Source organism: Pigmentibacter sp. JX0631 (genome assembly GCF_029873255.1).
In the GTDB taxonomy this organism is placed as follows: domain Bacteria; phylum Bdellovibrionota_B; class Oligoflexia; order Silvanigrellales; family Silvanigrellaceae; genus Silvanigrella.
Window position 1 is genome coordinate 1,030,630 of record NZ_CP123622.1, and the last position, 26,259, is coordinate 1,056,888.

Consider the following 26,259-nt stretch of genomic DNA (forward strand, 5'->3'; position numbering starts at 1 on the left):
TTTAATCCTTAAATGCAAATTTATAATTACTTTCTTGAATAGAAATATCAAATTTCTTTGCAAAACCTGAAAGTTCATTTTCAAAAGTAGTAGAATATTCATAGACAAGATCAAATTTTGCTTTATTTTTTCCTAAAAATGTTTCTACAATTCTTCTAGCATTAGAGTCTTTAATACAATATCCTATTAATAAATTATTTGGCTTACTACACAAATCTAAAATATTCATAAAATGCAGAATTTTTTCCTGATTATTTTCCATTAAATTTCTATAAAAATTTAAAATATCAAAAAAAACTAATTTTCTACTTTCTAAAAAATCTAATTTATCTGAAAAATAATTTTTTAAATCATTCACAGCTTGATTATATCTTTCTGGTGTACCAATATCTCTAATATAATCAATAGATTTATATGCAAAAATAGCTCGCTCTTTTTGCAATAAACTTGGAAGAAAATCTTTTTCGAAATTCTGGGGAAATTTATCTTGAACATCAGAAATTAATTCAGTATTTAAAATAGAAACAGCTGCATTTACATTATTAAGAAAAAGCATTTCATTAGGATGCGGACGAACTATTAATTCATTAATTTTTCCAGTTTGCTCGTTGTAATCTATCAAGTCAGCATCTAAAGGATGAAAGTTCGAATGAACAGTCAGTGTACATTCAGAGTTTTTTTGCTCATGATATAAACAAAATTTATTAAAATTAATATTAAAAATTAAATCTCCGCTTAAAAAAATGAGATATTTTCTATCTACTTTATTTTTAACCAGAGATAAACAACCAAATGTATCTAAAGGAGTTTCTTCAATAATAACTACCACTTTATCGTCGTAGCATTGATTAACTCTTTGTTTAATGATCTCAGCTTTATATCCAGCTAAAATAAATATTTTTTCAATTCCTAAGTCTAAAAGTGAGTCTATCTGCCAAAAAAGAACTGGTTTGCCATTAAATTCAATGAGTGGCTTAGGAAGCTCCGGAAATAAAGCTTTAATTCTAGTTCCTTTTCCACCAGCCAGAATAGCTGCTGAATAGTTTTTAAAATTTATTTGACAATGCTCTCCCACCTAATACCTCAATGAAAAAAACTAGTCTGACCACCATCTACTGTTAAAATAGCGCCTGTAATAAACGAAGCTTGTTTAGAACAAAGAAACAAGCATGCTTGTGCAACTTCATTCACTTCCCCCAAACGATTCATAGGGACATGCGTTTTAAGCATTGTTTGAACTTTTATAGGATCTTCTCGCATTTTGATATCCCATACTCCACCTGGAAAAAATATATTCCCTAAGGCCAAACAGTTTACCCTAATTCCTTTTGGTGCTAATTTTTTTGACAGGTGTTTAGAAAACGTCTGTAAAGCAGATTTTGCAACTGAGTAATCTATCGGTGCCTCATAGGCTTCTAGCCCACAAATAGAACTAATAAATAATATATTACCAGAAGATTTTTCCAATAAAGGAAGGAATTCTCGTACCGTATTCACTGCTGAATTAAAATTTAAATTCAAGACTTTCTCAAATTGCTCAGAACTCGGAACAGGATCTAATACACTTTTACCACTACCTACGTTACAAACTAAAATATCTAATTCAGAAATTTCTTTTTCAATATTTTTTCTTAAATTTGATATAGAAATAGAATCAGTAAAATCACATTCTCTCAACTCTACTTTTTCTTTAATTTCCATTGGAAATTGTGAATTATTAAAAGAGTCTATAGTTCTAGCAGTATAAAAAACTTTTGCTCCATTTATAGCAAAATGATTTGCTATACTCAATCCAATTCCTCTGGAAGAGCCTGTGACAAGAACCTTATTGTTTTCAAATTCAATTTTCATTTCACAACCACTATTCTTTAATATTTATTTACAAGATAATCGTGAACACTATACTTGTATTTCTGAATTTGATATTCTAAATATTCAAAATCATTTATAGTATCAATTTCAGTACAGACAGGAGATTCAAAAGCTAATATTTTATCTCCATGAAGAGAATTGTTTTTCATAATTATATCATTAATAACTATATCAATATACCCATCAGGAATATAAACTTTTGGTACCTGTTGACGGGGGGCTACTGAGTAATTATTAATATTGTTACCCGCTAAAGGTATAAAATATTTATTCAAGTTATCTTTTAAAAACCATTTATAAGGAGACTCAGGACATTCATGTGCAGAGCGTAAAGAAGTAAAATCATTATTTTCTAAGAAAAGTTTTATAGCATTACTTAAAATATTGACTTCTCGCAAAGGTGTTGTAGGTCGAAAATGCACCCAGGAATCAGGTAATTTTACATCATTTTTTAGGAACCAATGAATTGTATGCTGCATAAATTCCAAATCACTTGAATTGTCTTGGGATATATCCGCGGGACGAAGAAAAGGAACTTCTGCTCCAAATTTTAGTGCTATCTCTGCAATTTCTTCTGAATCTGTAGAGACAATTACTTTTTGAATTTGGGGACACATTTTTGCTGCAGCAATTGAATAAGCAATTAATGGAAAATTACCAAGTAGTTTGATATTTTTTTTTGGTACCCCTTTTGATCCGCCTCTTGCAGGAATTATTGCATAGAAATTCATATTAAATTCTCTTTTATATTTTTAAACAAATCTTGTATGTACATTAACTGCTTTTTAAAAATATTTAAACCTTCATCATCTCTGTATGCTTGCATAATAAATAAACCTTCATAGTTTAATTTATTCAATAATACTAATACTTCTTTTATATTTGCATCTCCTGTTCCAAGAACGACAGAGCCACCGTTCTTTTTTCTGTCTTTTATATGAACGTCTGTTACATAGCTGCCATAAAACTCAAACTCTTTACTAGGATTATATCCAATACTTGCACTATTTCCAATATCATAATTAACAGCGATCATTTTACTTGGAAAATTTTTAAGTAAAGATAAAAATTTCTCAGGACACAAATCAGTTTCCAAAGATAAATAAACTGAATTTAATTCAGCATCCTTTAAGCATTGTGAAATTGACTGGACAAAAATCATTTTATCATCATCAGTTTTTAAAGATGAATTATCTACACAAGGAATTACTATATTATTTACTCCAAGAGTAGGCGAAATTTTTATGATATGTTTTAGAATAGAAACAGCTTCTTCAAGTCTATATTTATCTGTCCCATGCAAAGGAGATTCCATAAAAAAATCTGCACAAATACTTTTAACAGTGACGCCTGTCTCTTGAATAATTCCTTTAATTTCCTCAATACCACCGGAATAAATTAAAGGATTTTTTTCAAATTTGGCATAGTCTAAAATAAATTCAATACTGTCTAAATTTAAGGAAGCTGCTATAGGGAACTCATCTTTCCAAAAATGAATAGGGTGTGCCTGATATCTTCCTTCAAATTTTGGTAACAAGCGCCCCTGCATTACACCAAGTTTTAATTCTTTCAAAACCATTTCTCCAATCTCTCAAGCGCAATCCAAAACCCTTCACCATCATTTTTATGCCCCTGCCAAATTTCAGGAATAAATGATGCTTTTGGACAATGCTTATCCAACAAATAAGCTAGCTTATTAAATTCAATCTCTCCCTCACCAATTTGGAGACCTTCACCGTCTACTCCTTCTGCATCACCTAAATGAATATGAGCTGTGTAAGGTGCGACTAAATTTAAAAATTGCTCCATACTATATTTGTGATAATTACACGTTAGATGCGAATGTGAATAATCTAAACACATTCTATAATTAAATTCTTTACAAAACCAAGCGCATTCTTCAGGAAATTTAAATAAGTTTTGATATTGCTGTCCCCCCATATGCCATGGAAAAGGAGCCATTGTTTGTGGTATTAACTCTACTTCAGGATCTTCAAATTGTTTGAAACTTTCAAGAAGTTCAAAGTACATAGGCTTTCTTAGATGTTCTTGCAGAGGAGAATTTTGTGTAAATCCCCCTACGTTTGCTACAATTAAAGGCCTTTTTTCATTTGGAAAATATTTTTTTAATTCCTTCGTAATAGAAACAACTTTTTTCATATTTTGAATAGACTTTTTCCTATACTCTAAATCAGGAGAACAAAGATCTAACAGATGATCACCTTCAAACAACTCAGGAGCATGAACAACAAACCCTTGTGTATAATTCCTATCAAAAAATTGTGAAATATTCTCATCCATATCTTTGTAACTTAAATGAAACTCAACAATGTCCGGATGAGATATTTCTATTATTTGTTTATAGTCATGATATCTTACAGGCACACCCCAATTTCTTTTAAATTTATATTTTTTAGGTCTAACTAGTAAATTACCGGGAAGATCAGAATCATACAAAATTTCACCTGGGTTAATATTTCTCTTTGCTAAATTCCCAATTAATTGATTAACTTTATAGGGCTGTAGACCTTTACCTGGGCTAATAAATTCAAACATGTCTTCTTTAAATACTTCATCCTTACTAATAAAAACTTTAGCTGTAATACTTTTCGCTAAGTTTTCTCTATTAATCAACTCTCCTTGGCTTATTCTTCTTTTAATATTTTTCGAACCGAGGGCTAACTCCACATTCCTGATACAACGAACCATTTCTTTCATTTCGCTAGGCAATAGACTAACTTTATGGTCGTTACCTTCCATTTTTTTATCGAAAGTAAAATGCTTCTCAATAATTTTAGCGCCTAAAGCGACAGCTGCAATAGGAACTTCAATTCCTCTTTCATGTCCTGAATAACCTACTATTGAAGTCATTTTTTGGAGTTGGGATAAATAATTTAAATTAACATCTTTAAAAGGACTGGGGTAAGTAGAATTGCAATGTAATAAAGCATAAGGAGAGTCTAAAGAATTCAATAGATCAATAGCAAATTCAATTTCATTTTGAGATGACATCCCACAGGAACAAATTAAAGGTTTTCCTGTTTTTGCAATGGCTGTTAGGAGTTCATGATTTGTGAGATCAGCTGAAGCAACTTTATATAAATTAATGCCGTAATCTGCTAAAGCATTTACACTTTGTACATCCCAAGGAGTACAGAAAGCAATAATGTTCTTTTCTTTACAGTAATCAAATAATCCAAAAAGGTCATGATTAGATAATTGAACTCTAGATAATAAATCTAGAGTATATTGTGTTGACAAATCTGCTTCACTATTTTTATTAGCAAAAGATTTTCCATACAAACTTTCCATATTTCGCATTTGAAACTTTACGGCATCGACTCCACAGTCAATAGCGGAATCAATAAGCTCTTTGGCAAGTTTAACTGAACCATTATGATTATTTCCAATTTCAGCAATAATAAAAGCAGGTTGATTTTCACCTACCCCTTTGTTTTCAACTTTAAACTCTTTAAATATCATTTTAATTTCCCTGATTTAAATCACTTACTCTGACAGTCCAACTTCTTACACCCTGCATTTCAAAAATAAAATCTTTAACAATGAGACCTTTTTCCTTCAAAAACTTTGTTAATCTCGCTTTTTGTTCTGCGTGAGATTGAAAAAGAAAAAAACCACCTCCACCCGCACCCATAATTTTACCGCCAATAGCACCATTTAATTTACTTGAATTATAAATATCATCTAAAACGTCATCACTTATGCCATTTGCAAATTTTTTCTTAAGCTCCCATGATTCATCTAGCAATAAACCAAAGGAATCTATTTCTCCTCTAAGCAATAAAGATTTCATTTCATATGCTATTTCTCTGGTTCTATGGGCATATTCAACGACATGATTTTTTTTCATCTCTTTTTTCTGCTGATTATGAATTTGCCCAACAGGATGTCCTTTTCCTGAAAAACAAACAAGTAATCGTTCTTCCAATTCATTAATAACTTCTTGATTTAATTTCAAAGAAAACACTTCATTTTTTTTGGAATTAAATTCAATAAAATTAAAACCTCCAAAGACAGTAGCATATTGGTCCTGCCAGCCTCCAGCAAAAGCAAGCTCAATTCTCTCTGCTTGAAAAGCCATTTCAGCAATTTCATGACTATTTAATTTATCTTCTCTAAATTGATTAAATGCAGAAATAACTGCAGATACAACTGCTGATGAGCCACCTAGACCCGAATGCAAAGGAAAATCGCAATAGATCTCTAATTCAAAACCATATTTAGGTTTTAATAAGTTTAATACTGCTTTAATTAGATCTAAGTTACCATTATAAATCATTTCATCTATAGTAGCGAATTCAACTATTTGATTAAAATCATGCGAAATAATTGTTATCTTTGAATCTAGCCGTTTTTTTAAGCTACAATGTGCATAAAGATTAATAGTAGCATTAAATACAGCGCCACCAAAATCAGAAAAGTAAGATGTTAAGTCGGTACCCCCCCCCCCAAAGCTGATACGGACAGGTGCTTTTCCTCTTGCCAATAAATTTGCAGTTTCTCTATAATGTAACATTTCAGGAAAAATAATATCAATTGGTTTACCTGAATCATCAATAATAGGAATAAATTTACATCCACAATCAAATATTTTTAAAACTTCTTCTCTAGTATAAAAAGAATTAACATAATTAAATGAAGTATTGACGAAGTTTTTTGGGCTGTCTAATTGATGAGCCCCTTCAATAAATGCTCTTCTAATATCACCGTCTGTTAATAATCCTTTAATTTTTTGATTCTGATCTAATGCAATGATAAAACCTTTTGCATTGCTTTCAATTTTTTCTAAACAATCCAATATTGTGGTATCTTCTTTAATTTCTAATGATAATTCACTAATTATAGGTAGCATATAAAAATACCTCTCTATTTCACCAAATTGATCTTCCACCATCGATCACTAAATTGGCGCCATTCATATAAGACGATGCATCTGAGCATAAAAAAATAATAGCACCTTGATATTCATTTGCATTTGCCATTCTACCAAGAGGTATTTTTTTAGCTACATTCGATAGAAATAAAGTATTTTGATTATTAAATACACCACCTGGAGAAATTGAATTAGATCGCACTCCTTTATCAGCCCAATAAGTTGCTAAATATTTTGTTAAACCAATTATACCATGCTTTGTTATGGAATAACTAACTGGTTTTACATCTTGTTGATCATCCGGTAAACCTTCTTTGTAATATAATCTTTGATCAGGTGCAATTATGCCTAAATCTGAAGAAATATTTATAATATTCCCAAAATTTCGTTTTGACATTTCTGTACCAAAAATTTTTGAGCAAATGACGGAACCTTTTAAGCTAACATCTAAATCTTTTGACCATAAATCAAAGTCTAAATTTTCTAATCGATTATTTGCTTTCATACCAACTGCGCCTACAGCTGGATTACAAGCAGCATTGTTAATGAGCGTGTCAACAAATATTCCTTTTTCCTTTAATTCATTAAATACATTTAAAACACTTTGTTCAGAAGTGATATCCATTTGATAATAAATGGATTGATTTACATATTTTTGATTTAGATCATGCGATAAATTCTTAACTTTTTCAATATCGATATCGGTTAAAATAACATTGCCACCAAAAGCCATTATAGCTTCGGCATGCATTTTTCCTAATAAACCTGCACTACCCGTAATTAATATATTTTTATTTTCTAAAGAAAATAAATTATTTGAGATATTCATAAACTAACCTTTATATTTTTTAACATTTTATTAAGAATATATGACATTTTTAAGAAATTTTGTGCAAAGCCCAATTTAGTATAAATTTCTGGCTGATATTCTTTTTTTGATTTTGTCACTAGTAATTTTGATAAATCCTCGTTCCCAGCATCAAGAGCTCTCATTGCCGCTCTCAAATAAGAAAATGATTTGTTCATTTTATAAAACTCCATTGTTTTATTACTAATATTTATTTCAGAGTTTTTACTAATGAATGAGTCTAAACATTTATACATAACATCTAAATCACAATTTTTACGTATAGCAGAAGATCCCTGCTGTTCATGAATACGATAATTTAATAGAGGTTCCATTACAAATGCTATTTTTTCTCCATTTTTAAGTATTTTTAACCAAGCATTTAAATCTTCATTAGTTGGAAAATCATCATCAAATAAATTTTTTAATAAGCTTGATTTTCTGGTCATATAACTAGGACAAGGAAGAAAATTTCCATACTCAAGAAAAACTGGTAAAATGGAATTTAAATCACCGATTAATAATTTAGCTTTTTCTTCAAAAGAAAAATTGTATAAAAAATTATAATTTTTATTCTTTATAATATTTTTTTCTGAATTTAAAAAATTTAACTGAGTAAAAACATGATTTACTTCTGAGTAATTTAACAAAACATTATATTGTTTTTCAATTATTTTCTCAGAATAGATATCATCAGCATGATATATTGCCACATATTTACCGTTTGTTTTTTCAATTGCACTTGAAATATTTTTTGTATATCCGATATTTGTCTCATTTTTAAAAAATTTTACTCTAGAATCTTTTCGACAAAAATCACTAACTATAGTGGAAGAATCATCAGTGGAACAATTATCAGAAACAATAATTTCAATATTTGAATATGTTTGTCTTAATAAACTCTCTATTGTAAATTTAATAAATTTGCCGCAATTATATGATGGTATAGCGATTGAAACCAATTCGTTCATATATTTCCTTTGCAAACTAAAACTAATATAAAAATTAGATCAAAATGATGAATATAAATTAATAATTTTTTTGACAATTATTTCTTCATTATATTCAAGTAAAAATTTATTATATGCATTAAGCCTTAACTGTTCCATAAGCTCCTTATTTAAATAAAGTTTTTTTATTGCAGTTCTAAGACCTTCAACAGACTTGACGTTTACCAATATTCCCGTTTTCATGTCTTCAACAATTTCATTACAACCAGGAACATTGCTTGTTATGATTGGTCTTCCACATGCTGCCGCTTCAATAAGAGCTTTGGGCAAACCTTCTCTGTAAGACGGTAAACATACCATTGTAGCTTGCTTATATAAATCTTTCATATTTTGTTGATAACCTAAAAATTTGACTGAAGGTACTGCTAAAGAAATTTGTTCAACTTCCTGCTTAGTAAGAGAAGATGGATTTCCACTATCAATATCCCCTGAAATCCAAACTTCATGTGGAAAGTTTTCCTCTAAAAGAAGCTTTGAAGCATTACAAATTTCATAAATTCCTTTTTCTTTTATCAATCTAGCAGGAACTAATATAACGGGAAATTGCCGATTATTAGGAAGATCTTCAAAATAATTAAAATCAAATTGAGAAACTCCACTACCTTTAATTAAGTATAAATTTTTATCTCTAATTTTTAATTTATTTTTGAAAAAATCAAAGTCTACAGTATTTTGAACAATTAATCTGGAGTTTTTGCCATTAAACAAAAACCGATATACTAAAATCACAAAAAATTTTATAGTTCTTGCATAAATAGCTTGTGAAATAAAAATTGTACCTAAACCCGAAACTGCAAACACAACTTTCTTATTCAGTAGACGTAAAGGAATGCCACAAAATATTATAGGAATAATAGTTACTAAGTGAAATATTTTATCAAGCTTAGATATTTTAAACCCTAAAATAAATATTCTCAATAAATCTATTAATCGAATTCTCTGCCTTGAAAAGGGTAAGTAATGAAAATTTATATTATAATTATTTAATATTTTTTCTTCTTTTTTTGTTATTTCAGGCGCAAATAAAGTAACTTCTCCATTAAGTTTTAACACTTCGCGTGCAATATTAATTCTATGAGACAGAAAAAAATTTGTATTATTAATTATAAAAGCTATATTAATCTTCATGTATAATTTTTACCACTTGTAATTAAATTATAAATTAATTTAAATTTTGCTAAATAACATTCTTCAGAAAAAAATGACTTAGCTCGGTGAAAATTCATTTCACCATATTTTTTTAGAATATTTTTATCAAAAAATTGCATTATTCTATTTGCTAATAATTCAGGATTTCTTTCCAAAACAATTTGCATATTATCGTCACCTAAAAACTCTTTTGGATTAGCATGATAGTTTAAAGTTATGCAAGGTACAGCTGAAATCATAGCTTCTCCTAAAGCGTTTGGCATTCCTTCAACCATGGAGGTAATTAAAAAAATGTCATGATTTACAATTTCTTTATCAACTTCTTTACAATAACCTTTAAAAAAAATATTTTTTTCTAGACCAAAATTTTTGACCATTTGAACTAAATTCAAATACTCTGGGCCCTCACCATATATTGAAACATTAAAATTAATATTTTTTTCTTTCATTATACTAAATGCATTTAAAGCAATTGGATAGTCTTTTATTTTTATAAGTCGACCTATCATTATAATTTTTAATAAATTGCTGTCAAAATAATTATTTTTTACAACACCATTTTCTTTTATTATATTCCCAAGTTCATAAATGGGTTTTTTATATTTAATAAATGCATTTTTCCAAGCTTCTTTTGCATCAAACGTTTGAACTATTAAACCGTTTGAAAAACAGGTATAAATAAAATTTAGCATTAAAAATTTTAAATTCCGATACAAAAAGTTCTTATTTGAGTATTTTAGATAATATTCGGGATGAGTTTGCTCAAATGGAATCCAACGGATTTTTCCTAAAATTTTAAAAAGCAAGCAGTACTTATGATCATGAGCTAAGAAACTAATAACAATATTTTTTTTTGCCTTATATAAAGATTTAAATATTTCAGTAGAATATTTTCCACTTGGGCAATATTTATAAAAGTGATTTTCATCTATTTCTTTACAAAGAAACATTATTGAAAAACCATTTTCAATAAGTGTTTGTGCTTGTATAAGAATTTGCTTTTCCGCACCTCCACCCGATTTTATATAAGAGAATGCAAAATAAATAATTTCATTTTTATTATATTTCATAAAACCACCATTATAAAACAATTCTTAAATAAACATTTTTTAAATTATTTCAATTAAATCAAACTTTATTATTATAGTCTTGATACCAATTTAAAAATAAGTTTAACCCTTGTTCTATACTAGTTTTAGGAGTAAATTGAATATCATTATTTAAATATGTAATATCCGCGTAAGTTGCAGGAACATCACCTGGCTGAATGTCTTCATGAATTATAATTGCTTTTTTATTAAAAAATGATTCCATTTTATTTAGGAGATCTTTGACATAAATAGGCTTATTATTTCCAATGTTATATACTCGATAAGGACTTGAACTAGCTGATGCAAGGGGCTGATTTGAATTCCAGCCAATGAGTTGTGTGGGTTTGTGTTCACAAAGGCGAATAATACTTTCAGATATGTCATCAACGAAAGTAAAATCTCTTAGCATATCTCCACGGTTAAATAATTTCAAAGGTCTATCATTTTTGATAGCATCAGCAAATAAATACATAGCCATATCTGGACGTCCCCAAGGGCCATAGACTGTGAAGAATCTTAGTCCCGTGCATGGTAATTGAAATAAATGCGAGTATGTATGAGCAAGCAACTCGTTACTTTTTTTAGTCGCAGCATAAAGACTTATAGGGTGATCAACAGGGTCATCTTCATGAAAAGGAAGTTTGGTATTGTTTCCATATACACTACTACTAGAAGCATATATGAGATGCTCTATAGAATTATGCCGACAACATTCAAGAATATTGATAAAGCCTTCTAAATTAGACTTTAAATATGCATGAGGATTTTCCAGACTATATCTTACTCCAGCTTGAGCTGCTAAATTTATGACAACATCAAATTTCTGCTCTTTAAAAAGAATTTCTAACTCTTTAATATCACATATATCCATTTTAGAAAATTTGAAATTTTCAGATTTTTTATGTTTATATATCTCATTTAATCTATTCTTTTTTAAACTCACATCATAATAATTATTTAAATTATCTATACCATATACAGTATAATTTTTGTCTAATAAATTTTTAGTTACATGGTAACCTATAAAGCCCGCCGCTCCAGTTACTAGAATTTTTTTCAAATCAAACCTCACTACTCTGTATTTTTATTTCGAATATTTCATATTTTCAATCAATACTTTCACAAAATTTTCAGCATTAAATTTATCTAATTTATCATTTAAAACAAATTTTTTTATATTCTCTAAATAAGAAAAATATTCAACATCACTCATATTAATCATGTATCTATAAATTTCATTAAAATTCTTAAAATCACGATAGTCAATAAAACAATTTTCAGGTATATACTTTTTAATATTATTTTCACCTAAGTATACAGGTACACATAAAGCAAAAAAAGAATCAAATATTTTTTCAGTAATATAGCCAGAAATATTTTTTGCATTTTCGTAACAAATAGAAAATTTATATTTCTGTAAAGTTTCTATTTTAGAATTTACTTTCCCTTTATAAACAGAAATATTTTTTTTTAAAAAACTTGGTAACATATTATCTCTATCTAATTTATTTAACACCTTAAAAGAAATTTTATTCTTTAAAAATGGATTAAAAAAATTGTAAAACACCCCAGATTCCCATCCTGTGCCATATAAGTCAAAATCTATCATACTGTTTTTTTCAAACCAATTAATAGCTTTAATTCTCTCTGAATATAATTCTCTTTTGTCATAATTAATTTTATTTCCAGAAATCATCGTACAAAGTTTTTCTTTTTTTTCATTTCCATATTTTAATTGACTTGGTACCTGATTAGGCCAATAAAATTTCACATACTTTTCATTGTCAACCAGATCAGGATTCCATGTGAACACCTTATCAAAGTACTCATGATTCGTTTTTATCCAATTATTTTTTTTGATAATTTCACATTCAAAAATGACTAAATTCAGACTTTTATTTAAACTTTTTGCTTTATTAAGAATTTCTATATTATTTGAAGGAAAGTCTAAAAAAAGAAACGAATCAAATTCTTCAAGTGGCCTTTGATCTAAAGTTTCTATAGTTATATTTTTATTCTGTAGTTTTTCTTTTAATAATACAAACGGGTATTCTAAATTTTCTCCAATAGGGTATCTATTTTTATCAAATATACCATTATCTTTATTGTAGATATCATAATAACTAAACACACCTATTTTCATGATAAATAACTTTCGTTAACAAGTTTTTTAATTATAAATATAAAAATCTGCTAAAAAAAATACAATTACTAGCAGATTTTTAATATTAATATTAAAGATTCTTGACATGCATTAAATTACTAGCAATATAGTTTAGCATTTCTTCGTTTAAGCCTGGCCATATTCCAACATAAAAAGATTTTTCCATTATCAAATTCGTATTTTTTAAATCACCAATAACTCTTTTATTTATTTCTAAATATCCTGGTTGTTTAGTAATATTTCCACCAAAGAGTAATCGTGTTCCGATCTTTTTATCATTCAAATATTGAAGTAAACTAGAGCGATTCATATTCGCATTTTTAAGAGTTAATAAAAAACCAAACCAAGAAGGATTCGCTCCCTCAAGTGCTGTTGGAAAATCAAAATATTCTTCTGCACCTAATTCGATTAATTTTGTCTTAAGGTAATTAAAATTGTATCTTCTTTTTTCAATAAAACCAGAAACCTTTTTTAACTGAGAGAGTCCTAATGCAGCTTGCCAATCAGTCGCTTTCAAATTGTAACCAATATGTGAATAAATATATTTATGATCATAGCCCAATGGCAATTCACCAATTTTCCATGAATATCTTTTTTGACAAGTATTCTCCTGAGCAGGAGCGCAATAACAATCCCTACCCCAATCACGAAAACTTTCAGCAAACTTTTTTAGGGCAGGATTATTAGTCATAACAGCACCACCTTCACCTGTTGTGATATGATGCGCAGGATAGAAGCTGCATGTTGCTAAGTCTCCAAAAGTTCCTACATGTTTTTCATGTATTGTTGCTCCCAAAGCATCACAGCAATCCTCAACAAACCAAATTCCCTTTTCTTTGCAAATCTCGGAAATTTTTTTCGCATCGTAAGGGTTACCAAGAGTATGAGCAATCATGACTAATTTTGTTTTTGGAGTTATGGCTTCTTCAATTTGCTCTGGTGTTACGTTATGAATTTTTAAATCAACATCAACAAATACAGGAGTTAATCCATATTGTAAGGCTGGATTTATAGTTGTAGGAAAACAAGCTGCAGGTGTTATAAACTCATCACCTGGCTTTAACTTTCTATCTTTTAAGAAAGGACTTGTGAGAGCTGAAAACGCAACTAAATTTGCACTAGAACCAGAATTAACCATTAGTGAATGTCGCAACCCCCAAAATTTGGCAAATTCTTTTTCAAATTGTTCATGAAATCTTCCAGCTGTTAACCACATATCTAACGAAGCATCTATCAGCATAGAAAGATCATCAACATCCAAAACTTTTCCATTTGCTGGAAGAAAAGTTTTCTCTGGTTCAAACTTTTTTCCAGCCGCAAAATTTTCTTCATAATATTTATGACACAGAGAATGAATTTCTTCGCGAGAAACCACGCTATTACTCCTTTAATTATTTAGCAATTTGTTCATATTCTTTTATTTGTTGCATTGTTAATTTAAGCATGTTCTCATTGTTTAAATATGCTTCATACCACTTTACGGTGTGTTTTAATGCATTTTTTAAATCCCACTTAGGCTCCCAATCAAGTTTATATTTAGCTTTAGAAATATCAAGCTTAAGATTAAATGCCTCATGAAATTTTTGTTGTTCCGTTTCTGTTAACCAACTCCCTCCATCACGCCATAATTCGCAGATCTCATTTACTATCCATGAAACTTTACGTGAGTCATTTTCTAAGGGCCCAAAATTAAATGCTTCTGAATACGTATCACCATTTTCAAACAGTTTTTGTGCTAGTAAAATATAACCACTTAAAGGTTCAAGAACATGTTGCCAGGGGCGGATAGAGTGAGGATTACGTATTTTAATAATAGTTTTATTTGTCAAAGCTTTTATAATATCTGGAACTAATCTATCAATTGACCAATCACCTCCTCCAATAACATTTCCAGCTCTTGCAGAGGCTATTCCAACTTGATGTTGAGAGTATTTACTTGGATTAAAATATGATGAGCGGTAACTTGAGACAATTAATTCCGTTGCCGCTTTACTACTACTATAGGGATCATAGCCGCCTAAAGCTTCTTCCTCTCTATAACTCCAAAACCATTCTTTATTTTCATAACATTTATCGGTAGTCACAATAACTATAGAACGAACCGATTGATCTTTCATACGTCTTACTGACTCAAGTAAATTCGCAGTTCCTATCACATTAGTTTCATAGGTTTCTATTGGATTAGCATATGAAACCCTAACTAAAGGCTGTGCAGCAAGATGAAAAATAATTTCTGGCCGAATTAAATTTACATAACTTGATATTAAGTCAAGATTTCGAATATCCCCAATTTTTGTATCAACAAGATTTTCAATACTAATGGTCTTATAAATGCTTGGTGTCGTTTCTGGTTCAAGAGAGTAACCATAAACTTCAGCTCCTAAATAATTTAACCAAGCTGACAACCATGAACCTTTAAATCCAGTATTACCCGTAATTAATACCTTTTTATTTTTCCAAAAATTATTGCTACTCATAATATTCTCATTATTAATAAATTATTTCATCCAAGGTATTTCACCAGAACTCCACAAATTTTCAAGATAGTCTTTATCTCTTTTTGTATCCATACACTGCCAAAAACCATCATGTTTATACATAACTAATTCTCCTAGTTCAGCCATATTTTGCAGCGGCTCTTTTTCAAATATACTGTCTGGATTATTTTCAGGCAAAAATTTCTCAAATCCTTTTCTTAAAATAAAATATCCGCCATTAATATATTCTTTTGGTTTTTCAGCAAATCTCAATATTTTATTATTGCTATCATCAAATTCAAATACCCCAAATCTTCCAGGATTATGTACTGCTAAAACTGTACCTAATGCAGTATGATTTAAATGGAGCTTAAGTTCTTCATGCAAATTAGCATTAGTTAGCCCATCTCCGTATGTTAAACAAATGTGTTCATATGATGTATTTTCATTTAAGTAATCAACAGCTTGTCTGACTCTGTGACCTGTCATTGAATTCAACCCAGTTTCAAGAATAGTGACTTTCCATTTATTTCTATTAAAATGAAAAGGTTCTTTATTAGGTTTTACAATAACTTCATGCATATTTTCAGAAAAATTTATTTCAATATTTTTTTCAACATAAGGAAGGGTTAAAAAATAATTTTTAATTTGATCTATTTTATATCCACCGCAGATAACAAATTGACAAAAACCAAATTTTGCATAAAAATCCATTATATGAACAATAATAGGCGTACCACCCACAGGAACCATTGGTTTCGGTAAATTCATGGTCTCTTCAGACAAGCGAGTCCCTAAACCACCAGCGAAAATAACAACTGGGATTTTTTCTGCTATACTTTTTAGCACCAAAGGTGAGTCTTCATTCATACTAAATCCTTTAAATAAAACTTTTTTAAGACAGTTTCTCTAATAATTCTTTGTAACTATCAAAACATTTTTGACTATCAAAATCTAACGCTCTTTTTAAAAGCAAATCATTTAAATCCTCTTTTTGATTTAATAGATCGTACATCTTCTGACTAAATCTTAAAACATTTTCATCCATAATCTCACCATATTTTCCATTTTCAAGAATTTCTAAAGCACCTGGACTTTCTAAAGTCATTATCTTTTTATTAAGAGCTAATGCTTCTACAAAAATATTTCCAAATGATTCTAATCTGCCTGCAAAAATAAAGAGATCTGAAAATGATACATATTTAAAAGGATTTTCTGTATTTCCTATGAAAACTACAAAATAATCTAATTTATTTGCAGATACTTTTTTTTCCAAACGAGCCCTATCAAGACCATCTCCAACAATCAAAAAAACAAAATTTAAATCTGGATAGTTCTCACTAAGATGCTTTATTGCATCAATTAAAAAATCTACATTTTTTTCATAGGATAACCTTGAAACTGTGCTAATAACTTTTCTATTTTTACATATTTTTTTTAAATTATACTCTATATTTTCTTGAGATAGTATCTTTATTTTTTCAATATTTATTGGGTTATAAACTAAAAAACATTTCTGAATTTTTACTTTATAATTATTTACTAAATCAAGTTTACAAGCATTTGATACACAAACAACAGCGTCAGATTTATTATAAAGGACTGATAATAATTTGGATAATATTTTATCTTTTAAGAATCTACTTCTTTTTAAAAATTTAGAAGGTATTGAATGTTCAACACAAATAACTTTAATTTTAGGCAAAAAATAAAAAACCTTTAGCAATAAAATATGTATATTTGAATTACTTATATTGGAAACAATTAAATCTAATTTATTTAATTTAATTGCTTTAAATAAGTTTTTTATTTTATTTAAAAAATTTTTAGAAGAACTATAATTCAAATCTACTATGGACACTGTATCAGGTATTTTTGAAAGCAAAGTAGATGATTTTACGTCCGTTAATAAAAAAACTTCCCATTGTTTCTGCTGAGAGAGATATGTTAAAAGTTCAATTGCAACATACTCAGCTCCACCTGTTCTTAATGAAGGGATATAGAATGCTAATTTCAATTAACTTCCTCACTTATTTTACAATTTTAATTGATTAAATAAAACTATTGTTTTAGAAAGGGATTCATCAAAATTAGCTTTAGATTCCCATCCCAACTCTTTCAAAATAGAACAATCCATTAACTTGCGTGAAGTCCCATTTGGCTTGCTTAAATCAAAATTAATATTACCTTCATATTTTACTAAAGATGAAATTTTATAAGCCAATTCTTTAATACTAATTTCAACCCCTGAACCTACATTTATATGAGAAAGATTATGTAATTTTCCTAATTGACACTGTTCAAGATCTTTAAAAGATACATTTGCAGCCAAAAAGCTAACAGCATCTCCAAGATCCCTAGAATACATAAATTCTCTTAGGGGAGTTCCATCTCCCCAAACAATAACTTCTTTTTTATTTGAAAATTTTGCTTCACATATTTTTCTAATTAATGAAGCTATAACATGTGAATTTTCAGGGTGATAATTATCATTTTTTCCGAATAAATTAGTAGGCATTACACAAAAATAATCTCTATTATATTGCTTTCTTAAACTGTTAATAAGCTCTATTCCAGCAATCTTTGCGATTGCATAAGGTTGATTCGTATATTCTAATTTTCCTGACAGTAAATATTCTTCTTTGATCGGTTGTGGACAATTTTTTGGATAAATGCAACTACTTCCCAAAAAAACGAGACGATGAACATTGCTTACATGTGCTGACCAAATCACATTGCTTTGAATTTGCAAATTTTCAAAAATAAAATCAGCTCGAAATGTATTATTGGCATGAATTCCACCAACTTTTGCTGCTGCAAGAATGACAACATCAGGTTTTACATTTTGAAAAAATTCTTGGACGGAGTTTAAATTTAAAAGATCTAACTCACTTCTAGTTCTTGTTATAATGTTTGAAAAACCCTGATACTCCAGCGACTCAACGATTGCTGTTCCCGCTAATCCTGCATGACCAGCAACAAAAATCTTATCACTTTTATTCATCAGCCCCACAATTATAACCTCGCAACTGAAATTTATTATAAAATACTTGAAATATAAGCAAATAGTATGAGAAAACATGCTACAAAGCTATCATTCAAATTATAGCATAGCATCATATAAACTACTTTTTAACAATTGTGTAATATACAAGCGGAGAGATTAAATGACAAAACAAAAAACTGCTCTAATTACTGGCATTACTGGCCAGGATGGGGCTTATTTATCTGAATTCCTACTAAAAAAGGGCTATGTTGTACATGGTATCAAACGTAGAGCTAGTTCTTTTAATACACAAAGAATTGATCATATTTTCGTAGATCATCACAATCCAAATGCAAAATTTTTTCTTCATTATGGAGATCTTACTGACAGTACAAATTTAATTCGAATTATACAAGAAACACAGCCTGATCAAATTTATAATTTAGCCGCCCAAAGCCATGTTCATGTGAGTTTTGAAACACCAGAATATACAGCAAATGCAGATGGAATTGGTACTCTTCGAATTTTAGAGGCAATTAGAATTTTAAATTTATCATCCAAAACAAAATTTTACCAAGCTTCTACAAGTGAATTATATGGAAAAGTGCAAGAAATCCCTCAGACTGAAAAAACCCCATTTTATCCTAGAAGTCCATATGCAGCTGCAAAACTCTATGCCTATTGGATTACAGTAAATTATAGAGAAGCATATAATATGTTTGCGTCTAATGGAATACTATTTAATCATGAAAGTCCTTTACGAGGCGAAACATTTGTTACAAGAAAAATAACTATGGCTGTTGCAAATATTGCTGCAGGTCTTCAAGACTGTTTATATATAGGAAATATAGACGCAAAACGCGACTGGGGTCACGCCAGAGATTACGTTGAAGGTATGTGGAAAATTTTAAATCATCATTCACCAGATGATTTTGTATTAGCCACTAATAAAACTACATCAGTTAGAGATTTTTTAAAAATGGCGTTCAAATATGCTGGAATTGAAATTAATTTTTCAGGAAGCGGAGTAAATGAAATTGGCAAATGCAATAAAACTAACAAAGTACTAATTAGAATTGATCCTAATTATTTTCGTCCTACTGAAGTGGATTTACTAATAGGTGATGCAAAAAAAGCAAAAGATCTTTTAAATTGGGAACCAACTGTTGATGTTGAGAAACTTTGCCAAGAAATGATCCTCGCAGACATAAAACGCATAAAGGATTTACAAAGTAGCAATTTAAATGATATCAAAAAAGTGGAAGAATTATCTCATTATGATGGCGGTTTTATAGCTTGGCACCAAAAAAATGTCTTGAATGAACAAAATATTAGAAATTAAACTAGATAAACATTTCAAATCAAATTTAACAAAAATCATTTTTAAAAATAATTTAAAGCATAAAAATATTTAACTCTATAAATTACTAGAATATAATCCTGACCCCCATTTGAAGTTGTCACTTTCAACTATAGAAAGGAGAACAAATGGACAAGCTAAAGGAAACAAGAAAGAGGTATTGGTATCAAGAAAAAGCTTAATTTTAAAAGATTACTTTAATTCTGCTTGAGTTTATAAGCAATATCAAGAAAATATCTAATTCATCCAGTGACCTTAAATAATTGAGAAGGTATTGCATGAATGGTAAAAAAGAGTTCCATCATTTGTTTGCTATTGAATTTCATAAGTCATTTGCTGTTATTTTTTCAACAAGAATTTTTTATAACCTAGTTCTTTGAATTCAAATGTTTCAATTTATTATCTATTTTTTGTATCAATTTACCGCTTGGTAAAGCCAAATCTGTCGTCTACATATTGATTCTATTAGTGTTGTATATCCTTAAAACTGGAGTAGATGGAATAAATGTGCTTCTATAATTTCTATTAGATTTAAATAAAAAAACATTATTATTCAATATTGTCTAGATCATTCTTAGTATTTTTTAATTTTATATATCACAAATTAGAAAAAATTAATCATTTGGTAAAAATTTTTATATTATTTTGATTTTAAGCTAAGTACTAGATTTTGAAAAAAGAATTATTTCGGCATGAATTTACTAACAACTTTTTTTACTTCATCAAGACCGGCTTCTTTTGTTATATAAAATACATTGTCATATTTAAATCCATTTTCACCACCTTGATTTACAAGGTTACTACTAAAGAAAATGAAAGGTGTTTGTATTTTTTCTTCACGTAAAGCAACTAAAAAATGTGGACCCGTCATCCTAGGCATTCTAACATCACAAACAATTGCCACAATTCTTTCAGCAAGTGGTTTTTTATCCTCTTGTTGAAAATACTCTAGGGCTTCTAAACCATCACCTGCTTCAATAGATTCCCAGCCTGCTTGTTTCATTGCACGTTTCACAAGCCTACGTATATCTTGTTCATCATCAACAATTAAAACTAAAGGATTGTCTTTTCCAGCAAATTTTTCTGTTGCTGTATTACTACTATCAACGGAATTTGCTTTTTCATTTTCTTCTTTATGCGCTTCTTCTGCTTCTTGAAAACAATTTAATCCAAGGCTGAACAAAATATGTGAATCTTGTAAAATAGCTTCAAATTTAGCACTACCTGGCATTTTATTAGCAAATTTTTCCAAAGTAGTTGTAGCTATTTTTTGTTTTCCACCTGGAATGCAAGCGCATTGAGCAGAAATAGTAACAAACTCATCATTTCCATTTATATCAATATAAATAACACTGTTACCTTGAGGAATAACATTACACAATTCTGCAAATGCTGCATTCAACCACATAATAAAGTTAACAGGATTTGCTAATACAGCGGGATCATACGTATCATCTTTTCTAATTTTATAAGTAACACCTTGTGTTGTAAAACGATGCACATTTAGCATAAGAGCATCATCCACCATACTCATAATTTTAGTAATTTGTGTTTCAGATAGTTTTGGATTAGAGAATTTTCTAAACCACACTGCTAAATCTTGAATATCTTGCATATATTGCAAGGCTTTTTTCATATCATCTTGCGAAGCAGGATCTGCTAATGCTGGCATGATTTGAGTTTGTAAAATTCCCCGACACATTGTGATTGGATTTATCAATTGATGCGCAATATCTGCCCCAATTTCCGATATTGTATTCATTCTTACAGAGTAATGTAATTCGGCTTGAGCTGACATAAGATCAGCCATTTTTTCACGCATTTGTGCATGCGTACTTTGTAATTCATCATACATTTTTGTCAAACTTAAATCTGCTATTTCCATGCAAATAAGAATTTCTTCATTTCCATTCTGCGGAATAATAATTTTATGCAGTTTTACTTCTGCAGGAAATGAACCAACAGGACCTCTTCTTACTTGACGTTGAAAGTCATAGGCTTGTCCTAAACTCATTGCTATATTAAAAAGATCATAAATTAATTTATGATCTTTCTTATCAAACAAATCACTAATATTAACTTTAGCCGCAGATTTTCCAGCGCCTCCAAACCAAGTTTGCTTTTTAAAGGTAGCATTGCACCAACGCATGAAATGATCATCTGGACTAAAAAGAGCTATACCAGTTGAAACATTTTTTAGAATTTGGGCTGCAAGATCTTTATCCAGATCCTTGCTAAATTCTGCTGCTGACATTTTTAATGCTTTTCCTCAACAACAAAAAAATGAAAACTTCTTAATCGACTGTCAAAATCTTTAAATCGTTTTTCAAAGCGCATAAGACAGACCACTTCGGTCATTTTTCCTGGTTTTACATTGACTATAAAATGATGCAATCTATCAAAAATAAGCTTTATACCTAATCCACCACTCACTCTTTTTCCCATAGATTCTGTTTTTTGATTTTCATCGATATATTGCATAACTGTTTTTTTACTTAAAGTACCAAAAGGATCACTGACAGAAATTCCAAATACTTCTCCGTCAAAACCCCACTTCATTTTTACCGTTTCACTATCTTCCAATTCAAAAGCTTCATGGCGTGCACTATTTTTCATGCGAGGATTTGCATCAAATACAGCATTTAGCAATAATTCATCTGCTAATTCACAAACTCTATGCGCATAATGTTGGAATCGTTCGCTATTTCCGCCAATTTTAATGATAAAACCTTCGAGACTAGTTAGCGCTTCTCTTTTATCAATTTGATTTTTAATTTTTTTTTCATTAAAAATGGATGGAAATCCCAGATGTTTATCTAAACCTGGATAATCTTTTGTCTCAAATTTCTTCAATAATAAAATAAGCTCTCTGGCATCAAATTCACCATTATTTGTTGCAACAAAGCATTGTATATTCGCACAATCCATCAAACTTGGAATTACTTTTTGCAGAGATTCTTGCAGAATCACAATAATTCTACTTTCTGGGTATGCAAAAGAAAACTCTTTTAAAAAATCTACTTTCCTAGCATCAGCAAACAAAAAAAATCTTTCGTGTTTTTCTTTTGCTGCAAAAATTTTTGCTTCTTCTTCAGTTTTGCAAGGTTGAAAATCAACTCCAGCTGAACGTGTTAACATTCCTAATTTATTTTGAAACGCTATGGAATCAGGTAAGAAGCAAACAACTTTCAAGCCGCTTCCCCCTTAAATCGTTTGATATTTGAAGAAATAAAATAAAAGTATTCATTTGGTTCAAAATCAATTTCTAAATCAAGACCATCTTTATTCTTCATCACTAAACTGAAATCATCATAACTTTCTTGAATTGGTATTTCTTTTCCTAATGTAAGTAACAGAGTTTCATGCGTGTCATTGGAAGGGCAATAAAAATTTGCTTGAATACTTTCAACCAAAGTTCTTTCACTTAAAAAATCGCTAATGTTAAATTGCTCAACTAACCATCTTGGAACGTTAATGTAAATACATTTCCCGTCTTTAAACTCGTCGAGAATTTTATACCAAGCTAATATCCCGCATGAATTAGCTCTTTTTACTTTTGAGAAGTCTAAGCGAATGATCTTATCTTTCGAGTTTGCAAATGCTTGTTCTAAACCCTTTTTGATTTTTTCAATCGAAGACTCTTCATTTAGTAGCCCTGAAAACTCAACGTTTGAATTGTTTACTACTACTTCCATCCGATTCACCCCAAAAGTACACAATATTTTGTTAAAATAATATCGGTCTTAATTCTGACCTCTTTAGTTCACAAGAAACTTGCTCCAAGCTTTGACCACACCTATAAATATCTAGCTAGCCTTTTCTAGGCGCTTTTTATTTACCGAAAGGAAACTTTTTTCTTTCTTCTCTACCTTTTAGGAGATTCTACTATGTCTACTCGGATAGAAACAGATAGCATGGGTGAAATTGCAGTGCCACAAAATGCTTATTGGGGAGCACAGACTCAACGGAGTTTTCAAAATTTTAAAATCAGTGGAGAGCGATTTCCTCGTGTATTTATAAGAGCTTATGGCTTAGTCAAAAAAGCGGCGGCTCAAGTAAACTCCCAACTCGGTGAGCTAGATGGAGAAAAAGAAAAATATATCAGTCAAGCCGCTGACGAAGTAATTGCAGGAAAATTGGATGACCACTTTCCACTAGTAGTATGGCAAACAGGATCTGGTACACAAACTAATATGAATTTCAATGAAGTCATCTCTAATAGAGCTATTGAACTAGCTGGTGGGCAAATTGGAAGTAAAAAACCCGTTCATCCAAATGATGATGTTAATAGAGGACAAAGTACGAATGATAGTTTTCCAACTGCAATGCATGTTGCTGCTGCTATTGCTGTTCACGAAAACTTTATTCCAGCAATTGATAAAATAATTTCTACCTTTGAAAAAAAGGCAAAAGAATTTGAAAATATAATTAAAATTGGACGAACACACTTACAAGATGCGACTCCTTTGACACTTGGCGATGAAATAAGTGGATGGGTTGTTCAATTAAAAATGTCAAAAAAAGCAGTCTTAAATGCAATGGAAATGGTTTATGAATTGGCTGCTGGGGGGACTGCGGTTGGAACTGGTTTAAACTCACATAAAAACTACGCCACAGGAATAGCAAAAAAATTAGCAGAATTTACAAAAATTCCTTTCATCACTGCGCCAAATAAATTTCAAGCTTTAGCTGGGCAAGAAGCACTAGCAACACTTTCTGGAGCATTAAATACAACTGCTACGGCATTCATGAAAATTGCAAATGACGTAAGATGGCTGGCAAGTGGTCCACGTTGTGGAATTGGTGAAATTTCCATTCCTGAAAATGAACCTGGCAGTTCAATTATGCCCGGAAAAGTAAACCCAACTCAAAGTGAAGCAGCAACTATGGCTTGTTGCCAAGTGATGGGAAATCATGTTGCTGTTACCGTAGCTTCGAGCCAAGGAAATTTTGAACTAAATGTTTTTAAACCTGTGATTATTCACAATGTTCTTCATTCAATTCGCCTTCTAACGGATTGTTTTCTTGGTTTTGAAGAACACTGTGCTAGCGGCATACAAGCAAATACCCAAAGAATTAAAGATCTTATGGAAAAATCTTTGATGTTGGTTACCGCTTTAAATACACATATTGGTTATGATAAAGCTGCAAAGATAGCAAAAACTGCTCACCATAATGGAACCACTTTAAAGGAAGAAGCTATAAAACTTGGATACCTTACTGCAGAGCAATTCGAAGCTTGGGTTGATCCTAGTAAAATGCTCTCACCTCATGGGAAGTAATTTAACTTCCACTTTAAAAGGATAGAAAATAAAAATAACTTAAGCCAAAATTATTTTCCTATCCATTCAATATGTATAATTCCAGGACGTCCATTTTGCCCATCTTGCCCTGGAAATCCATCCCCACTAGCAGAGCCCATTACTCGAGCTCCTCCTTGATGCGGAGTTCTTTCTTTGCTACCAATTCCACCTTTACCACCAACACCAACATAAACAGTGAATTTTGTTCCAGGAGTAACAGTTAAAGTATGTTCTTCAATTATACTGCTGTATCCATCGAGTCCATCTCCTCCTTTGCCTCCTAATCCCCCATGAAAATAACGCGTTTGTCCTTCTAAAAAGTTGGGATACTCGAAATAGCTTCCGTGTCCTCCATTCCCACCTCTTCCACCAAACCCTCCTAAACAGACAGAGTAGTCAGTAAATTTTGATTTTATTTTCATAGTATTATCTGAATTTTTTGTATTTGTAGAAGCTTTTGAAAATGCCAACGGACCAAAAGTAGAAACTTCACCTTCTGTTCCAAAAGTTCCTGAAATTTTTGCACTGATGGATTGTGGGTAACCATTTGCTGTTTTTTCTGCAGAGTACCATCCGCTATTTTCATCCCTATATTTTCCTAATTGTCCCAATTGCCCAGGTTCTCCCGAGTGATGGCCATTCGCTCCTCCTCCGGCAGTGGCATTTCCACCCCAAGAAGCACCAAACCAACTACCTAAATAGTAAGATGCACCTGCCCCACCAGCACCTCCACCACCACCTGCATTTCCTCCAGAGCAACCTATAACTTTCACTGAAGTCACATGCTCTGGAACAATCCATTCCCCCTGATAAGAGGAAAAGCTGCCATCAGCATTCATTTGTGCGGTAAAAAGTTTTGAATGTTGATTAGACAAAATATGAATTTCAGGTGGATTCACTTTTACTTTTTCTTCTTCTTTATCTTTTTTACATGAGTTTAATATAATTAATAAGGAAATAAGTGAAATTTTTTTAAATCGATACATAGTGCTCCCTTCAGGTTTTTATAAAGAAACATTAGTGTTTAAACTTAAAAAAATAAGGATATCCTCAGACATAGCACAGATAAATATAAGAAAAATTAAATCAGTGAGAAAAATAATTCA

General features: G+C 30.3%; 23 protein-coding genes. 2 read left to right on the plus strand and 21 right to left on the minus strand.

Features of this window, described 5'->3' with window-relative positions:
• Window position 1 precedes the first annotated feature (1 nt).
• The 17 genes from QEJ31_RS04430 to QEJ31_RS04510 all read right to left on the minus strand — a co-directional run bounded on the left by QEJ31_RS04430 (window position 2) and on the right by QEJ31_RS04510 (window position 18,508).
• Window positions 2–1,075, minus strand: coding sequence for an NDP-sugar synthase (locus QEJ31_RS04430; protein WP_280592569.1), 1,074 nt, complete (start codon window positions 1,073–1,075; stop codon window positions 2–4).
• Between the two features lie 8 nt (window positions 1,076–1,083).
• Complete coding sequence (locus QEJ31_RS04435) at window positions 1,084–1,851, minus strand: SDR family oxidoreductase (RefSeq protein ID WP_280592570.1); 768 nt, start codon at window positions 1,849–1,851, stop codon at window positions 1,084–1,086.
• A gap of 17 nt (window positions 1,852–1,868) precedes the next feature.
• Window positions 1,869–2,603 carry an acylneuraminate cytidylyltransferase family protein gene (locus tag QEJ31_RS04440; protein ID WP_280592571.1) on the minus strand — a complete coding sequence of 245 codons (735 nt, stop codon included), beginning with the start codon at window positions 2,601–2,603 and terminating at the stop codon, window positions 1,869–1,871.
• Window positions 2,600–3,445 (minus strand): sugar phosphate isomerase/epimerase family protein, encoded by an 846-nt coding sequence (locus QEJ31_RS04445; RefSeq protein WP_280592572.1) that lies wholly within the window; start codon window positions 3,443–3,445, stop codon window positions 2,600–2,602. Before QEJ31_RS04445 ends, QEJ31_RS04440 begins: the two co-directional genes overlap by 4 nt.
• A complete protein-coding gene (locus tag QEJ31_RS04450; RefSeq protein WP_280592573.1) occupies window positions 3,442–5,355 on the minus strand; it encodes an N-acetylneuraminate synthase family protein in 1,914 nt (637 codons plus the stop codon). The genes QEJ31_RS04445 and QEJ31_RS04450 overlap by 4 nt, the downstream gene beginning before the upstream one ends.
• A gap of 1 nt (window position 5,356) precedes the next feature.
• On the minus strand, window positions 5,357–6,745 hold the full coding sequence (locus QEJ31_RS04455) for a CBS domain-containing protein (RefSeq protein WP_280592574.1): 1,389 nt from the start codon (window positions 6,743–6,745) through the stop codon (window positions 5,357–5,359).
• A gap of 19 nt (window positions 6,746–6,764) precedes the next feature.
• A complete protein-coding gene (locus QEJ31_RS04460) occupies window positions 6,765–7,595 on the minus strand; it encodes an SDR family oxidoreductase (protein WP_280592575.1) in 831 nt (276 codons plus the stop codon).
• Window positions 7,592–8,584: a glycosyltransferase family 2 protein gene (locus QEJ31_RS04465; protein WP_280592576.1), complete on the minus strand. Its 993-nt coding sequence runs from the start codon at window positions 8,582–8,584 to the stop codon at window positions 7,592–7,594. The genes QEJ31_RS04460 and QEJ31_RS04465 overlap by 4 nt, the downstream gene beginning before the upstream one ends.
• A gap of 39 nt (window positions 8,585–8,623) precedes the next feature.
• Window positions 8,624–9,751, minus strand: a complete 1,128-nt coding sequence (locus tag QEJ31_RS04470; protein WP_280592577.1) for a glycosyltransferase family 4 protein — start codon at window positions 9,749–9,751, stop codon at window positions 8,624–8,626.
• Window positions 9,748–10,842: a glycosyltransferase gene (locus QEJ31_RS04475; RefSeq protein ID WP_280592578.1), complete on the minus strand. Its 1,095-nt coding sequence runs from the start codon at window positions 10,840–10,842 to the stop codon at window positions 9,748–9,750. The genes QEJ31_RS04470 and QEJ31_RS04475 overlap by 4 nt, the downstream gene beginning before the upstream one ends.
• Before the next feature lie 58 nt (window positions 10,843–10,900).
• The gene (locus QEJ31_RS04480; protein WP_280592579.1) at window positions 10,901–11,923 is read right to left on the minus strand and encodes an NAD-dependent epimerase/dehydratase family protein; all 1,023 of its coding nucleotides are present in this window, start codon (window positions 11,921–11,923) and stop codon (window positions 10,901–10,903) included.
• A gap of 24 nt (window positions 11,924–11,947) precedes the next feature.
• A complete protein-coding gene (locus QEJ31_RS04485; protein ID WP_280592580.1) occupies window positions 11,948–13,006 on the minus strand; it encodes a glycosyltransferase family 10 in 1,059 nt (352 codons plus the stop codon).
• Between the two features lie 91 nt (window positions 13,007–13,097).
• A complete protein-coding gene (gene rfbH / locus QEJ31_RS04490; RefSeq protein WP_280592581.1) occupies window positions 13,098–14,402 on the minus strand; it encodes a lipopolysaccharide biosynthesis protein RfbH in 1,305 nt (434 codons plus the stop codon).
• 16 nt (window positions 14,403–14,418) lie between these two features.
• Window positions 14,419–15,504, minus strand: coding sequence for a CDP-glucose 4,6-dehydratase (rfbG, locus tag QEJ31_RS04495; RefSeq protein WP_280592582.1), 1,086 nt, complete (start codon window positions 15,502–15,504; stop codon window positions 14,419–14,421).
• Between the two features lie 21 nt (window positions 15,505–15,525).
• Window positions 15,526–16,374, minus strand: a complete 849-nt coding sequence (locus QEJ31_RS04500; RefSeq protein ID WP_280592583.1) for a sugar phosphate nucleotidyltransferase — start codon at window positions 16,372–16,374, stop codon at window positions 15,526–15,528.
• Between the two features lie 25 nt (window positions 16,375–16,399).
• Window positions 16,400–17,521, minus strand: coding sequence for a glycosyltransferase (locus QEJ31_RS04505; protein WP_280592584.1), 1,122 nt, complete (start codon window positions 17,519–17,521; stop codon window positions 16,400–16,402).
• Window positions 17,522–17,539: 18 nt separating this feature from the next.
• Window positions 17,540–18,508 carry a GDP-L-fucose synthase gene (locus tag QEJ31_RS04510; protein WP_280592585.1) on the minus strand — a complete coding sequence of 323 codons (969 nt, stop codon included), beginning with the start codon at window positions 18,506–18,508 and terminating at the stop codon, window positions 17,540–17,542.
• A gap of 163 nt (window positions 18,509–18,671) precedes the next feature.
• On the opposite strand from QEJ31_RS04510, the gene gmd reads away from it, so the two are divergent.
• Window positions 18,672–19,832 (plus strand): GDP-mannose 4,6-dehydratase, encoded by a 1,161-nt coding sequence (gene gmd, locus QEJ31_RS04515; protein ID WP_280592586.1) that lies wholly within the window; start codon window positions 18,672–18,674, stop codon window positions 19,830–19,832.
• A gap of 700 nt (window positions 19,833–20,532) precedes the next feature.
• Here gmd and QEJ31_RS04520 read toward each other — a convergent pair.
• Genes QEJ31_RS04520 through QEJ31_RS04530 form a run of 3 tightly spaced genes read right to left on the minus strand, consistent with a single transcriptional unit; the run spans window position 20,533 to window position 23,545 of the window.
• A complete protein-coding gene (locus tag QEJ31_RS04520) occupies window positions 20,533–22,104 on the minus strand; it encodes a response regulator (protein WP_280592587.1) in 1,572 nt (523 codons plus the stop codon).
• A 2-nt stretch (window positions 22,105–22,106) separates the two neighbouring features.
• Window positions 22,107–23,042, minus strand: a complete 936-nt coding sequence (locus QEJ31_RS04525) for a hypothetical protein (protein ID WP_280592588.1) — start codon at window positions 23,040–23,042, stop codon at window positions 22,107–22,109.
• Entirely contained in the window at window positions 23,039–23,545 is a 507-nt protein-coding gene (locus QEJ31_RS04530; protein ID WP_280592589.1) for a hypothetical protein, read from the minus strand. The genes QEJ31_RS04525 and QEJ31_RS04530 overlap by 4 nt, the downstream gene beginning before the upstream one ends.
• A 192-nt stretch (window positions 23,546–23,737) precedes the next feature.
• Between QEJ31_RS04530 and fumC the strand changes: the two genes are divergently transcribed.
• The gene (gene fumC / locus QEJ31_RS04535; RefSeq protein ID WP_280592590.1) at window positions 23,738–25,132 is read left to right on the plus strand and encodes a class II fumarate hydratase; all 1,395 of its coding nucleotides are present in this window, start codon (window positions 23,738–23,740) and stop codon (window positions 25,130–25,132) included.
• 50 nt (window positions 25,133–25,182) lie between these two features.
• Here the strand turns inward: fumC and QEJ31_RS04540 are convergent, their stop codons facing one another.
• Window positions 25,183–26,139, minus strand: a complete 957-nt coding sequence (locus QEJ31_RS04540; protein ID WP_280592591.1) for a hypothetical protein — start codon at window positions 26,137–26,139, stop codon at window positions 25,183–25,185.
• Between the last annotated feature and the right edge of the window lie 120 nt (window positions 26,140–26,259).